Source organism: Sphingomonas radicis (assembly GCF_051400635.1).
GTDB lineage: Bacteria > Pseudomonadota > Alphaproteobacteria > Sphingomonadales > Sphingomonadaceae > Sphingomonas.
In genome coordinates this window covers 46,789-59,628 of sequence record NZ_JBLFFG010000001.1, presented here as the reverse complement: position 1 = coordinate 59,628, position 12,840 = coordinate 46,789, and the positions used below count along the sequence as shown (strand labels likewise).

At 68.1% G+C, this 12,840-nt stretch carries 14 protein-coding genes; 7 read left to right on the top strand and 7 right to left on the bottom strand.

Features of this window, described 5'->3' with window-relative positions; genetic code table 11:
• Positions 1-16: 16 nt before the first annotated feature.
• The 5 genes from ACMGDH_RS00285 to lgt all read right to left on the bottom strand — a co-directional run bounded on the left by ACMGDH_RS00285 (position 17) and on the right by lgt (position 5,096).
• Positions 17-1,333 carry a cystathionine gamma-synthase family protein gene (locus tag ACMGDH_RS00285; RefSeq protein WP_436825922.1) on the bottom strand — a complete coding sequence of 439 codons (1,317 nt, stop codon included), beginning with the start codon at positions 1,331-1,333 and terminating at the stop codon, positions 17-19.
• A gap of 362 nt (positions 1,334-1,695) precedes the next feature.
• Complete coding sequence (gene pgeF, locus ACMGDH_RS00280; protein WP_436825921.1) at positions 1,696-2,457, bottom strand: peptidoglycan editing factor PgeF; 762 nt, start codon at positions 2,455-2,457, stop codon at positions 1,696-1,698.
• Positions 2,454-3,068, bottom strand: a complete 615-nt coding sequence (locus ACMGDH_RS00275) for a GNAT family N-acetyltransferase (RefSeq protein WP_436825920.1) — start codon at positions 3,066-3,068, stop codon at positions 2,454-2,456. The genes pgeF and ACMGDH_RS00275 overlap by 4 nt, the downstream gene beginning before the upstream one ends.
• Positions 3,065-4,168: a class I SAM-dependent methyltransferase gene (locus ACMGDH_RS00270; RefSeq protein WP_436825919.1), complete on the bottom strand. Its 1,104-nt coding sequence runs from the start codon at positions 4,166-4,168 to the stop codon at positions 3,065-3,067. The genes ACMGDH_RS00275 and ACMGDH_RS00270 overlap by 4 nt, the downstream gene beginning before the upstream one ends.
• 49 nt (positions 4,169-4,217) lie before the next feature.
• A complete protein-coding gene (lgt, locus tag ACMGDH_RS00265) occupies positions 4,218-5,096 on the bottom strand; it encodes a prolipoprotein diacylglyceryl transferase (RefSeq protein ID WP_436825918.1) in 879 nt (292 codons plus the stop codon).
• Between the two features lie 134 nt (positions 5,097-5,230).
• On the opposite strand from lgt, the gene ACMGDH_RS00260 reads away from it, so the two are divergent.
• From ACMGDH_RS00260 to ACMGDH_RS00245, 4 genes are all read left to right on the top strand, one after another.
• A complete protein-coding gene (locus ACMGDH_RS00260; RefSeq protein ID WP_436825917.1) occupies positions 5,231-7,468 on the top strand; it encodes a xanthine dehydrogenase family protein molybdopterin-binding subunit in 2,238 nt (745 codons plus the stop codon).
• Complete coding sequence (hemH, locus tag ACMGDH_RS00255) at positions 7,465-8,463, top strand: ferrochelatase (protein WP_436825916.1); 999 nt, start codon at positions 7,465-7,467, stop codon at positions 8,461-8,463. The genes ACMGDH_RS00260 and hemH overlap by 4 nt, the downstream gene beginning before the upstream one ends.
• Positions 8,464-8,529: 66 nt before the next feature.
• Positions 8,530-9,252, top strand: coding sequence for an acetoacetyl-CoA reductase (gene phbB / locus ACMGDH_RS00250; RefSeq protein ID WP_436825915.1), 723 nt, complete (start codon positions 8,530-8,532; stop codon positions 9,250-9,252).
• 189 nt (positions 9,253-9,441) lie between these two features.
• Positions 9,442-10,440, top strand: coding sequence for an esterase-like activity of phytase family protein (locus ACMGDH_RS00245; RefSeq protein ID WP_436825914.1), 999 nt, complete (start codon positions 9,442-9,444; stop codon positions 10,438-10,440).
• On the opposite strand, the gene rpmB is transcribed toward ACMGDH_RS00245, so the two are convergent.
• Complete coding sequence (gene rpmB, locus ACMGDH_RS00240) at positions 10,437-10,736, bottom strand: 50S ribosomal protein L28 (protein WP_436825913.1); 300 nt, start codon at positions 10,734-10,736, stop codon at positions 10,437-10,439. The genes ACMGDH_RS00245 and rpmB overlap by 4 nt on opposite strands.
• A 175-nt stretch (positions 10,737-10,911) precedes the next feature.
• Here rpmB and ACMGDH_RS00235 point away from each other — a divergent pair, with 175 nt between their 5' ends.
• Genes ACMGDH_RS00235 through ACMGDH_RS00225 form a run of 3 tightly spaced genes read left to right on the top strand, consistent with a single transcriptional unit; the run spans position 10,912 to position 11,875 of the window.
• Entirely contained in the window at positions 10,912-11,196 is a 285-nt protein-coding gene (locus tag ACMGDH_RS00235) for a hypothetical protein (RefSeq protein WP_436825912.1), read from the top strand.
• Complete coding sequence (locus ACMGDH_RS00230) at positions 11,193-11,384, top strand: YqaE/Pmp3 family membrane protein (RefSeq protein WP_436825911.1); 192 nt, start codon at positions 11,193-11,195, stop codon at positions 11,382-11,384. The genes ACMGDH_RS00235 and ACMGDH_RS00230 overlap by 4 nt, the downstream gene beginning before the upstream one ends.
• Before the next feature lie 59 nt (positions 11,385-11,443).
• Positions 11,444-11,875: a nucleoside deaminase gene (locus ACMGDH_RS00225; RefSeq protein ID WP_436827190.1), complete on the top strand. Its 432-nt coding sequence runs from the start codon at positions 11,444-11,446 to the stop codon at positions 11,873-11,875.
• A gap of 185 nt (positions 11,876-12,060) precedes the next feature.
• On the opposite strand, the gene ACMGDH_RS00220 is transcribed toward ACMGDH_RS00225, so the two are convergent.
• On the bottom strand, positions 12,061-12,735 hold the full coding sequence (locus tag ACMGDH_RS00220) for a YiaD family glycine zipper/OmpA-like lipoprotein (protein ID WP_436825910.1): 675 nt from the start codon (positions 12,733-12,735) through the stop codon (positions 12,061-12,063).
• Between the last annotated feature and the right edge of the window lie 105 nt (positions 12,736-12,840).

Here is a 12,840-nt window from a genome sequence, read left to right as displayed (position 1 = left end):
GGAGCGCGGACCACGCCTACACCGCTTTCAGCGCTTCCTCGAAGTCGGCGATCAGATCGTCGGCGTCCTCGACTCCAATCGAGATGCGGACGAGATTGTCGGTGATGCCGAGCGCCGCTTTGCGCGCGTCGGGGACCGAGAGGTGCGTCATGCCGGCGGGATGGCTCGCCAGCGTCTCGGTGCCGCCGAGCGACACCGCGAGCTTGGCGATCTTGAGGCTGTCGAGAAAGGCGAACGCCTCCTTCTCGCCGCCCTTGAGGTAGAGCGAGAAGGTCGATCCCGCCCCGGTGCAGTGGCGGCGGTAGATGTCGGCCTGGCGCTTGTCCTCGCCGCGTTCGAGGAAGCCGAGATAACCGACTTTCTCGACCTTCTCATGGCTCGCGAGGAATTCGCACACCTTGGCGGCATTCTCGCCCGCGCGGCTCATGCGCAGTTCGAGCGTTTCCAGCGAGCGCAGCAGCATCCAGGCGGTGTTGGGATCGCAGATCGTACCGATCGTGTTGCGCATCAGCCGGATCGTGTTGATGTGCTCCTTCGAGCCGAGCACACCGCCCGCGACGAGATCCGAATGACCGCCGGCGTATTTGGTGAGGCTGTAGACGACGATGTCGGCGCCCTGCTTGAGCGGCTTGGCCCAGAGCGGACCGAGAAAGGTGTTGTCGATCGCGATCGGCGGCTTGTTGGCCCCGGTGAAGATCGCGTCGCGGCTGGCGGCGACGGCTTCGACGTCGACCAGAGCGTTGGTCGGGTTGGCGGGAGATTCGAGGTAGATCAGCGCGACGTTTCCGCTCGCGGCTTTCGACAGCACCGCATCGATTTCCTCGCGCGTCGCACCCGCGGGGAAATCGAGCCAATGGACGCCGAAGCGGCCGAGGATGCGCGCGATCAGCGTCTCGGTCGCGGCATAGAGCGGGCCCGAATGGACGATCGTGTCGCCCGGCTTGACCATCGAGAGGAACAGCGTGGCGATCGCCGACATGCCGCTCGAGAAGGCGAGCGCGTCCTCGGCCTCTTCCCAGACGCTCAGCCGGTCTTCGAGGATTTCCTGATTGGGGCCGTTGAAGCGCGAATAGACCAGCCCCTCGGCGCCGCCGGGGCGCTTGCCGGTAACGCCTTCGAAATGGCGCTTGCCCGCCGCGGCATTGGGAAAGACGAAGGTCGAGGTGAGGAAGATCGGCGGCTTGAGCGAGCCTTCGGACAGCACCGGATCATAGCCGTGCCCCATCATCAGCGTGCTCGGCTTGAGCTTGCGCCCGCCGACCTTGTCGATCGCGGGCTTGGGGCGCCGCCGCGGGGTGCCGCCGGTCAGCTCGGCTTCGGTCTCGTCGGTCATTCGGGCTCTCTCCATGCGTCAGTTGGTAACGTCTGTAACGAACTGCGCGGGCCGATGCATCCCCGACGCGGGCCGAAGTTGACACGAAGTTGACACTGTCGCGCGGGTCGGAGGCCCCTTACCCAGCGAGGTGGCGAGGAGGCCGTCTCGCAGGATGCGAGCTAAGCAGACGAAACCCTACATTGGAAGGGGCGCGTTGGGCCGCGGCCGCCCCATTCAACGTCACCCCGGACCTGTTCCGGGGTGCACCGGGGAACGAGGGTTGGCCAAGAGGCTCTATGGTAGCCGGTGAGGCTGCGTGGACCCCGGAGCGAGTCGGAGTGACGGTGGGTTGTTGGGAGGCGCGGCCGGACCCGTGCGCCCTAAAGCCCGATGATGCTGATCTGCCGGCCGTAATCGGGCTCGCCGCGGTGCGTTGCGCGGCGGAAGCTGAAGAAACGGTCGGGCTGCGAATAGGTGTCCTGCCCCAGCATCTCGATCGTCCGCACGCCGGCCGCGGCGAGCCGGTGTGCGACATAGGCTTCGAGGTCGAACTGGTGGTGGCCGGCGCGGCCGTCGGCGAAGAAGCGCTCGTTGGCGGGATCGGCTTCGGCGAATCGGCGGAAGAAGCTGTCGTCGACTTCGTAGCTCGCGCGGGCGATGCAGGGCCCCACCGCGGCGGCGATGCGCTCGCGGCGGGCGCCGAGCGTCTCCATTGCGGCGATCGTCGAATCGGTGACGCCGCCGATCGCGCCCTTCCAGCCGGCATGCGCTGCGCCGACTACGCCGGCTTCGCGGTCCGCCAGCAGCACAGGCGCGCAATCGGCAGTGAGGATGCCGAGCGCGAGTCCGGGCCGATCGGTGACGAGCGCATCGGCGTGCGGGCGCAGCGCCTCGTCATAGGGCTCGATCACCGTAACGGCATCGGGCGAATGGACCTGGTAGACGGTGACGAGCCGCGCGTCGGGCAGCACCACCTCGACCGCGAGGCGGCGGTTCTCGGCGATCAGCGCGGGATCGTCGGCCGATCCGGTGCCGGTGTTGAGCCCCGCGACAACCCCGGTCGAGACGCCGCCGCGGCGGCCGAGGAAGCCGTGCGGCACGCCTTCGAGCGCGCGGGCGCGCAGCGCTTCGACGTCGCTCACAGCGCGAGCCGCATCAGCCGGTCCTCGTCCTCATGATCGCCCACCATGAAGAGATAGGGGCCGCGATCCTCGAAACCATAGCGTTCGTAGAAGCGCTTGGCGCGGTGGTTGTCGATATAGACCGTGAGCCAGAGCTCGGCGGCGCCGCGCCCGCGGGCAACGGCTATCGCCCATTCCATCAGCGCCTGTGCCGCGCCAGTCCCCTTGCCGCGTTCGAGGAGGTAGAGCTGGCGCAGCTCCATCGCCGGGCCTTCGGGAGTGGCGGGAAGCGCGAGCGGGCCGACCTTGCAATAGCCGAACGGCCCCTGGTCGTCCTCTGCGACGCGGAAGGCCAATCCTTCGGCCGCGAACTCGGCTGCCCATGCCTCGGGCGTGAAGCGCGCTAGGAAGGTTTCGAGATCGGCGGGCGCGTAGAGATGGCCGAACGTCGCGACGAAGCTCTCGCGGAAGATTGCGTCGATCGCGGGCAGATCGGCGGCGGTGGCGGGGCGGGTCTGATCACCCTCACCCTTCCCACCGCCTTCGGCGGCGGGCCCCTTCCCTCTCCCATCGGGAGAGGGAGGGAAGCGCGAAGCGCCGGAAGGGTGAGGGTGATCGGAGTCAATGGTCATGGCTGAAATCCTGCGGGCACCGGCCAGCCGGGGGCGGTGAGAGCGATCACCTTGAAGAGATCGCCCATCTGCTCGGCGGAGACGAGCCGGTCGCGATCGATAGCGAGCTGGCCCGCGCGCTCGGGCGCGGCGAGCGACAGGCTCGCGGTGCGCTCGGCGATGCCGAGGCGGGTCAGAAACTCGCCCTGCGTCACCGGGCCGTGGACGGCGAGCCCTTCGGCTTCGGCTGCCTCCCTGAGCGTGGCGAAATCGACGTGCGCGGTGAGGTCCGCCTCACCCGGCGTATCGAACGGATTGGCATATTGGTGGCCGCGCACCGCCTGGAGCGTGTCGCCGATCGCAGGACCTGCATAGCCATAGTCGACGATCAGCGCGGCACCGCCCTGGGCGAGCAGCCGCGCCGCGAGCGCGCGCAGCACCGCGACGCTGGCGGGCGAAGTCTCGATGATCGATCCGGGCGGCGCGTCCTTCAGGTGCGGTGGAATGATCATGTCGAAGCTGCGGTCTCCCGCGATCGGCAGGAACAAGGTGTCCTGGCAGGCGACGAGGCGCTCGCGCCAGCCGCCGGCCGTGGCGACGAGTTGGCGGATCGGCAGCGCGTCGAAGAACTCGTTGGCGACGACGAGTAGGGGCGCGTCGTCGGGCAAGCCGACGAGGTCGAGGTGCCATTCGGCCCGGCGCACGCGCTCGGCCTGGGCGGCGCGAAGCGTGGGGCTGGTCTCAACCAGGTCGACGGGGGGCGCGAACCCGGCCTTGGCCATGGCGCGCAGCGCATCGGCGGCGAGCGTGCCGCGGCCCGGGCCGAGCTCGACGTACCGTGCGGCGGGGCGCCCGGCTCGGTCCCACAGGTCGGCGAGCCACAAGCCGATCAACTCGCCGAACATCTGGCTGATCTCGGGCGCGGTGGTGAAGTCGCCGCGGGCGCCCAGCGGATCGCGCGTGGCGTAATAATGCGTGTTGGCGGCGCCCATGAACTGCGAGAGCGGAATCGGCCCGGCAAGCGTGATCGCGCGGGCGAGACGCTCGGCGAGCAGGGGTTCGGCGGCGTTTTCGCTGCGCTGCCCGGGCGTGGCGGCAAGAGGATTGTCGGCGTCGGTCATTTCATTCTCGCATGAGATCCCGGCTTTCGCCGGGATGACAGCTATGCCGTCACGCCACGCTCTCCGAACCTGCGATCGGCTCGACGCGCTGGCGGCGGCCCTTGGCGGTGACGATCAGGTAGATGCCGCCCGCGATCATCGGCAGGCAGAGGATCTGCCCCATGTGGATCGTGCTTTCGAGGAAGGTGCCCGCGAACTGCTGGTCGGGCTCGCGGAAGAACTCGACGAAGAAGCGGAAGGCGCCATAGCCGAGCAGGAAGATGCCGACGAGCTTGCCGGGCTGGTAGCGCGAGTCGGTCTTCCAGAAGAAGAACCAGAGGATCGCGAAGAGCACGATACCCTCGAGCCCCGCTTCGTAGAGCTGGCTCGGGTGGCGCGCCGGCTCGGGGCCTGCCGCGACGGTGCCGCGGAAGACGATCGCCCAGGGAACATCGGCCGGCTTGCCCCACAGCTCGCCATTCACGAAATTGGCGAGGCGGCCGAAGAACAGGCCGAAGGGCACGCAGCAGGCGACATAATCGTGGATACGCAGCCAGTTGAGCCCCTGGCGCCGCGCGAGCAGGATGATCGCGAGCGTGACGCCGATCACCCCGCCGTGGAACGACATGCCGCCTTCCCACAGCTGGATCAGCCGGAGCGGCTTGAGCAGCATGTCGGGCGCGTAGAAGATCACATAGCCCAGACGGCCGCCGAGGATGATGCCGAGCGTCGCGTAGAAGACGAGGTCGTCGGCGTGGCGGCGGCTCATCGGCGCGCCTGGACGGGCGAGCAGCTTGAGCAGATACCACCAGCCGATCAGGATGCCGGCGATATAGGCCAGCGAATACCATTTTATGTCGAAGAAGCCGAGCGACAGCGCGACCGGGTTCAGCCCCAGGTCCTGAAAGCGGATATGGTCGCTGGCTGCAGCGAGGAAATGGGTAAGCACGTCGGTTCGGTCCTCGTCGGTGTATCGCCGCGATAGAGCAGGTCCGGGACAAACCCAAGACGAAAGCTGGCCCAAGACGAAAGCTGGATTTCTGGCCGCTGGCGTGCGCGGGCGGTGCGCGATAGAGCGAGGCGATGGCGCTGCACCCGAGAACGAAGATCGACCGGCGGACGTTGCTGATCGGCGGCGGGGCCGGGCTGGGGCTGCTGGTGGCGTGGGCGACGTGGCCGCGCACCTATCCGCCCAATCTCACCGCCGATCCGGGCGAGAGCCTGTTCGGTGCGTGGATCAAGATCGGGACCGACGGACATGTCACCGTCGCGGTGCCGCAGTGCGAGGAGGGGCAGGGCGTGTACACCGCCATGCCGCAGATCGTGGCCGACGAGCTCGGCGCCGACTGGAAGCTGGTGGGAGTCGAGCCGGCGCCGCTCAACCCGCTCTATGCCAATACGCTGGCTGCCGAGACTCTGTTCGCGGCCGCGTTCGGTCAGCTGCCCAAGGGAATGCGCGCCGGCCATGCGCGGCGCACGGGGCTGATGCTCACCGGCGGCTCGACTTCGATCCGCAATTTCGAGGTCGAGCTCAAGCGCGCGGGTGCCGCGGCGCGGGTGCTGTTGTGTAGGGCTGCGGCGCGGCGCTGGAACGTCGACTGGGAGGCGTGCGCGGCCGCCGGCGGCGTGGTGACGCATGGCAGCCAGCGGCTGGGCTTCGGTGAACTCGCGGCGGAGGCGGCCGACGAGAGCCTGCCCGACGAGGTGCCGCTGCGCAGCGGGGAGGGTGCCCGGCTCTACGGCAAGCCGCTGCCGCGGCTCGATGCGCCGGCGAAGGTGGACGGCACCGCGGTTTTCGCCGGCGACGTGCGGCTGCCCGACATGGTCTATGCCTCGATCCGCCAGGGCCCGTCCGGCGAGACCCAGCTGGCCCGGATCGACCGTGCCGAGGCCGACAAGGTGCCCGGCATGCTCGCGGTGGTTACCACCGACCAATGGGTCGCGACGGTGGCGCGCAACTGGTGGGCGGCCGACCGCGCGCTCGACGCGATGCGCCCGCGCTTCCGCACGCCTGAGAATGTGATCAACAGCGATTCGATCGAGGCAGCGCTGAGCGCGGCCTTTGAATCGGAAGGTGCGCGGATCGAGCAGGCAGGCAATCTGGCCGCCGATTTCCGCGGCGCGCGCGTGGTGGCGGCCGAATATCGCGTCGGGCTCGCGCTCCACGCTCCGCTCGAGCCGATGACCTGCACCGCGCAATTTTCGGACGGGCGGCTGCGGCTGTGGCTCCCCACGCAGGCGCCGGGGCTTGCGCGCGCTGCGGCGGCGCGCGCGGCGGGGCTCGGCGAAAGCGACGTGATCGTGAACCCGACGCTTGCGGGCGGATCGTTCGGCGCGCGGCTCGAGCAGGATGCAGCGGGGCAGGCGGCGCTGCTCGCCAGGCGAATCGGCCGCCCGGTGCAGCTGGTGTGGCCGCGCGGCGAGGAGTTCCGGCACGACCGCTATCGCCCCGCGGCGGCGGGACGGCTCACCGCGAAGCTCAACGAACAGGGCCGGATCACCGGCTGGCTCGCCAAGATCGCCGCGCCCGCGACGGGGCATGAGCTCGCCGAACGGCTGCTCGGCGGCGACGCGCTTGCCGGGGCTGCGGTGGCCGTTGCGGGAAGCGGCGATGCTTCGGCGGTGGAGGGGGCGCTGCCGCCTTACGCGATTCCGAACCTGGCGATCGATCACCATCCCGCCGACATCGGCATTCCGACCGGCTATTGGCGATCGGGCGCACACAGCTATACTTGCTTCTTCACCGAAAGCTTCATCGACGAGCTCGCGCATGTCGCGCAGCAGGAGGCGGTGTCGTTCCGAATGGCGATGCTGGGACAGCAGCCGCGGCTGGCGCGCTGCCTGCAGATGGCGGCGCAGCTCGGCGGCTGGCAGGGGGGCGTGCCGGGAAGCGGGCAGGGGATCGCGTGCCACAGCTTCCGCGGATCGCACATCGCGGTGCTCGCAGAGGCGAGCCTGACGGGGGACCGTCGCGTCAAGGTCGAGCGGCTGGTCGCCGCTGTCGATTGCGGGCGCGTGGTGAACCCCGATCTGGTGCGCCAGCAGATCGAGGGCGGGCTGATCTTCGGCATGGCCGCGGCGACGGGCTGTTCGACGGAATTCACGGAAAATGTCGCCGACGTGCGCCAATTGGGCGAGCTGATGCTGCCGACGCTTGCCGACTGCCCGGACATTACGGTGGAGATCATCGCCAGCACCGCCGAGCCCGGCGGCGCGAGCGAACTGGCGGTGCCGGCGGTGGCGCCTGCGGTCGCCAATGCACTTCAGGCGGCAACCGGCATTCGTTTCCGCCGGTTGCCGCTGCTATCCGACGCCGAATGATTCGCCCTTCCGACCATCCGCCGATCCCGAGCCCGCGCATCGGCGTGCTGCTGATCAACCTCGGCACCCCCGACGCGCCCGAGCCGCGCGCGGTGAAGCGCTATCTCGCGGAGTTCCTCTCCGATCCGCGCGTGATCGAGATTCCGGCGATCGCCTGGCAGCCGATCCTGCGCGGAGTGATCCTGCGCACGCGGCCGGCCAAATCGGCGCACGCCTATAAGCAGGTGTGGCGCGAGGACGGGTCCCCGCTCGCGGCGATCACGCGCGAGCAGGCGCAGGCGCTTCAGGGTGCGTTCGGCGAGAATGTCGTCGTCGATTATGCGATGCGCTACGGCCGGCCTGCGATCACGGACTGGGTGCGTGCGCTCAAGGCAGCGGGGTGCGAGCGCATTCTGATCGCGCCGCTCTATCCGCAATATTGCGCGGCGACGACCGCGACCGCCAACGACCGTGCCTTCGCTGCGCTCACCGCGATGCGCTGGCAGCCGGCGGTGCGCACGCTGCCGCCCTATCACGATGATCCGGCCTATATCGACGCGCTCAGGACGAGCGTGGAGGCGTCGCTCGCCGCGCTCGATTTCGTGCCCGACACGATCCTGGCAAGTTTCCACGGCATGCCCGAGCGGACGCTGCACCTGGGCGATCCCTATCACTGCCACTGCCAGAAGACCGCGCGGTTGCTGGCCGAGGCGCTTGGGCGTGAGCTCACCATCACCTTCCAGTCGCGCTTCGGCCGCGCGAAGTGGCTCGAACCTGCGACCGATGCGGTGCTCGGCGATCTGCCCGGGCGCGGCGTGAAGAAGGTGGCGATCGTCGCACCGGGCTTCTCGGCCGACTGCGTCGAGACGCTCGAGGAGCTGACTATCCGCGGACGCGAGACCTTCGTCGCGGCGGGCGGCACGCATTTCGCCTATCTGCCGTGCCTCAATGCAAGCGAGCCCGGCATCGCCATGCTCAAGACAATCTTGGGACGCGAACTGGCGGGTTGGCTCTAGGGGCTATTGAGTATTTATCCCGGTCTGCCCTAGCGTCAGACGAAATGAGCAAGGAGAGGAAACGGCATGGCACGCGTGGCGATCGTGACGGGCGGAACCCGCGGCATCGGCGAGGCGATCAGCCTTGCGCTCAAGGATGCCGGGATGACGGTCGCGGCGAATTATGCCGGCAATGAGGAGAAGGCGCGCGCCTTCACCGAGCGCACCGGAATCCGCGCGTTCAAATGGGATGTCGGCGATCACGCGGCCTGTGCCGAGGGCGTTGCCCAGGTGGAGGCCGAACTCGGCCCGGTCGACGTGCTCGTCAACAACGCGGGCATCACACGCGACGGCACGATCCTGAAGATGACCCCTGCGATGTGGGAGGAAGTGATCCGCGTCAACCTGGGCGGCTGCTTCAACATGGCGCATGCGGTGTTTCCCGGCATGCGCAGCCGCAAATGGGGCCGCATCGTCAACATCGGCTCGATCAATGGCCAGGCCGGGCAATATGGCCAGGTCAACTATGCGGCCGCCAAATCGGGCATCCACGGCTTCACCAAGGCGCTGGCGCAGGAGGGCGCACGCGCAGGCGTGACCGTCAATGCGATCGCGCCGGGCTATATCGATACCGACATGGTCGCCGCGGTGCCCACCGACGTGCTGGAGAAGATCGTCGCCAAGATACCCGTCGGCCGGCTGGGTCAGGCGAGCGAGATCGCGCGCGGCGTGGCGTTCCTGTGCTCGGAGGATGCGGGCTTCGTCACGGGATCGACGCTGTCGATCAACGGCGGCCAGCATATGTATTGAAATGCGAAGGGCCGGCTCCCGTCAGGGAACCGGCCCTGGCCCTCGATACACGACAGGAGGGCGGGGGGTACGCAAACTAGGCGTTAACGAATAGTTTACATTTCTTGATCTCTCGCTGAACGAACCCGTCATCTGGCGTTCATCTTTCCGCCATGGCCGAAGCTCCGCTACCCGCTATTAGGAGCGGCGATGCGCTTCCCGTTCCTGCTTTCCGCGATTGCCCTTCTGCCGCTGTCGAGTTCCGACGAGCTGATCCGTCGCGTCTTCCGCGCCGATGCGCCGATGCGGGTGACGCCGGTGGCGTTGAGCCCCTCCGATCCGACGCGGACCCGTGTGGGCGCGCTCGTCTATCTGGGCGGCGTGCAGCTCGAAAGCGACGACCGCGCCTTCGGCGGTTTCTCGGCGATCGCAGTCGAGGGTGACCAATTCACCTTGCTCAGCGATGCCGGCAACATCGTCCGCTTCCGCATGGGCGAAGACTTTCGCCCGTTCGCGCTCGCCTATGGCGATCTGCCGGGCCCGGGCACCGGCTGGCGCAAGCTGGACCGCGATTCGGAATCGCTCACGCACGATCCGGCCAGCGGGCGGATGTGGGTGGGGTTCGAGGGCGTCAACGCGATCTGGCGCTATGATTCGACGCTGGGGCGCGTCGAGCGCGGGGCACGACCCAAAGCGATACGGAAATGGCAGGTCGCCGGCGGTGCCGAGGCGATGGTGCGGCTGCGCGACGGGGCGTTCCTGGTGTTTTCCGAGCTGCGCTGGCCCATGGAGCAGCGCAATGCGCGCGTGGCGCTGCGATTCGCGGGCGACCCCACCGAGCCGGGTCCGTCGCCGATGCGCTTCGCCTATGTGCCGCCGGCCGGCTACAATCCCGTCGACGTCGCCGAGCTGCCTGATGGCCGGCTGCTCATGCTCAACCGCGATTTTTCCCCGCGCACGCTGTTCACCGCCAAGCTGACGATCGTGGATCTGAACGGGCTCTCGGAGGGCGCCACGCTGCACGGGCGCGAAATCGCGACGCTGGCGGCACCGCTGCTGCACGATAATTTCGAGGGCATCGCGGTGACACGCGAAAAAACGGAGACGATCGTGTGGATCGTCTCCGACGACAATTCCCAATTCTGGGAGAAGTCGCTTCTGCTGAAGTTCCGGCTCGCGCTTCCGAGCGAGCCGGAGAAAGGGAATTAGGCCGCGGCCGGGGCGCCGGCAGCTGCCTTGCGCACTTCGCGCTTCAGGCGGCGCGCACGCAGCGACAGATCGTCGTCGCTGGTCTTGAGCAGCCAGTTGTCGAGACCGCCGACATGCTCGACCGAACGCAGGCCGTGCGTCGAGACGCGCAGGCGCACGCTCTTGCCGAGCGCGTCCGAGATCAGCGTCACGTTCTGCAGGTTGGGCAGAAAGGTCCGCTTGGTCTTGTTGTTGGCGTGGGAGACGTTGTGTCCCACCTGCCGGCCCTTGCCGGTCAGCTCGCAAATGCGCGACATCGCTTCAAATCCTGAGTTTGGCCCAAGAACGCCTTGGAGCCGGAAAGGCCGCGCCGATACCCCCATTGCGAGGATACGTCAACCGATTCCCCGCTGGCGGCGCGCCGGGCGCTGCAACTCCAATGGCGCATGAGGCGTTGGTTGCGCAAGCGATTCGAAAAGGGACGGCAACGCGATGCGCATATTATTGGTTCTGATCGGCCTCGTCCTGCTGGCGGTGGTGGTGCTCATGTCACTGGGCATGATCAGCATACGGCAGCAGCAGGGCGCCACCCTTCCCAGCGTGCGCGTCGATGGCGGCCAGCTGCCCAAGTTCAAGGCGGAGACCGGAAGCGTCGGAATCGGGACAGAGAACGAGACTGTCCAGGTGCCGGTGGTGGAAATGACCAACAAGACCGTGTCGGTTCCCACGATCGAGGTGCGGCAGGCGGGCGCTTCGCCCACGCCGGCGGCGCGATGAGCGCGAGCCCGGGCCGAATCGCCGCTGCGGCGCTGCTGCCGCCGCTCGGCGTATATCTGGCGCGCGGGCCCGGCGCCGAATTCCTGATCGCCTGCGGGCTCACCGTCCTGGGGTTCGTGCCGGGCATGATCTATGCGCTGTGGATCGTGCTCCGCGCCGAGCCTGTGCCGGAGCCTGCCCCTGCCTGAAGGTGACGCGCCGCGGGCGAGGCGCTAAGCCGCTCGCGATGTTTCCGCTCCCTGCCCCGATGCGTGCTGCGCTCGATGCTGCCGAGGCTGCGGCGCGTGCCGGCGAAGTGCCGGTGGGCGCGGTGCTGGTGCGTGGTGGCGAAGTGATCGCCGCTGCGGCCAATGCCCCGCGCACGCTCAGCGATCCGACTGCGCATGCCGAGATGCGTGTGATTCGCGAGGGCGCACGGCTGCTGGGGCGCGAACGGCTGGAGGATTGCGACCTGTGGGTGACGCTGGAGCCCTGCGCGATGTGCGCGGGCGCGATTGCCCATGCGCGGATCGCCCGGCTCTATTACGGCGCAAGCGATCCCAAGGGGGGTGCGGTGGAGCACGGCCCGCGCTTCTTCGCGCAGCCGACGTGCCATCACCGGCCGGAGATATACTCCGGGATCGGCGAGGCGGAGGCGGCCGCGCTCCTTCGCGATTTCTTCCGTGAACGGCGAGGTTAGGCGAGGGATCCGCGATCCCAGCGGACCTTCATCCTCCCCCGCCAGGGGGAGGTGGCGCCGAAGGCGACGGAGGGGGCGGCGAGCGATGCGACCTCGAATGGAGCGCGGTGATTCCTCCCCCTCCGTCAGGCTGCGCCTGCCACCTCCCCCTGGCGGGGGAGGATAGTAGGCACGGAACGTTCGATTTACAGGTCGCCCTGCCGGACGGGCACGACCTTGATCTCGACGCGGCGGTTGGCGGCCTTGCCTTCCTCGGTGTCGTTGCTCGCGATCGGCTGGGTTTCGCCGAAGCCGCGAGTGCCGATCCGCGCGCTCTGGACGCCGTGCGACGACAGATAGCCGGCCACCGATTGCGCCCGGCGCTCAGACAGCGCCTGGTTATAGGCGTCGCTGCCGGTCGAATCGGTGTGGCCGTACACGTCGATATAGGTCTGGTTATATTGCTGGAGCACGCTGGCGACCTGATCGAGCGTGGGGCGGAACTGCGGCTGGATGATCGCTTCGTTGGTCGCGAAGGTGATGCCGGACGGCATACGCAGCAGCAAATCGTCGCCCTGGCGGATCACGTCCACATCGGTGCCGGCCGTCTTCTCGCGCAGCTCGCGCTCCTGACGGTCCATGTAGTTGCCGACGCCCGCGCCTGCGAGGCCGCCGATTCCCGCGCCGATGATCTTGGCTGTGCGATCGTTGCGGCCGCCGATGATGTCGCCCAGCAAATAGCCGCCGAACGCACCGCCGATGCCGCCGAGCGCGGTCTTCGAGATCCGCTTCTCACCGGTGACCGGATCGGTCACGCACCCCGCAGTGATCGTGGTTGCCGCCAGCGCGGCGATGATCAGAGTTTTTCCTGCCCTGTTCATGACTGAACTTCTCCTAGAACATTACCCCTACGGCGGAGGAACACGCCGCCTGCAGCCATTGTTCCGCTTACGCACTGAACCTGCAATGACTGATTGAGTGCTGCC

Excerpts from the sequence above, each read along its gene's own strand:
- ACMGDH_RS00285 (WP_436825922.1), bottom strand. The coding sequence starts at position 1,333 with ATGACCGACGAGACCGAAGCCGAGCTGACCGGCGGCACCCCGCGGCGG.
- ACMGDH_RS00275 (WP_436825920.1), bottom strand. The coding sequence starts at position 3,068 with ATGACCATTGACTCCGATCACCCTCACCCTTCCGGCGCTTCGCGCTTC.
- ACMGDH_RS00270 (WP_436825919.1), bottom strand. The coding sequence starts at position 4,168 with ATGACCGACGCCGACAATCCTCTTGCCGCCACGCCCGGGCAGCGCAGC.
- ACMGDH_RS00260 (WP_436825917.1), top strand. The coding sequence starts at position 5,231 with ATGGCGCTGCACCCGAGAACGAAGATCGACCGGCGGACGTTGCTGATC.
- hemH (WP_436825916.1), top strand. The coding sequence starts at position 7,465 with ATGATTCGCCCTTCCGACCATCCGCCGATCCCGAGCCCGCGCATCGGC.
- phbB (WP_436825915.1), top strand. The coding sequence starts at position 8,530 with ATGGCACGCGTGGCGATCGTGACGGGCGGAACCCGCGGCATCGGCGAG.
- ACMGDH_RS00245 (WP_436825914.1), top strand. The coding sequence starts at position 9,442 with ATGCGCTTCCCGTTCCTGCTTTCCGCGATTGCCCTTCTGCCGCTGTCG.
- rpmB (WP_436825913.1), bottom strand. The coding sequence starts at position 10,736 with ATGTCGCGCATTTGCGAGCTGACCGGCAAGGGCCGGCAGGTGGGACAC.
- ACMGDH_RS00235 (WP_436825912.1), top strand. The coding sequence starts at position 10,912 with ATGCGCATATTATTGGTTCTGATCGGCCTCGTCCTGCTGGCGGTGGTG.
- ACMGDH_RS00230 (WP_436825911.1), top strand. The coding sequence starts at position 11,193 with ATGAGCGCGAGCCCGGGCCGAATCGCCGCTGCGGCGCTGCTGCCGCCG.
- ACMGDH_RS00225 (WP_436827190.1), top strand. The coding sequence starts at position 11,444 with ATGCGTGCTGCGCTCGATGCTGCCGAGGCTGCGGCGCGTGCCGGCGAA.
- ACMGDH_RS00220 (WP_436825910.1), bottom strand. The coding sequence starts at position 12,735 with ATGAACAGGGCAGGAAAAACTCTGATCATCGCCGCGCTGGCGGCAACC.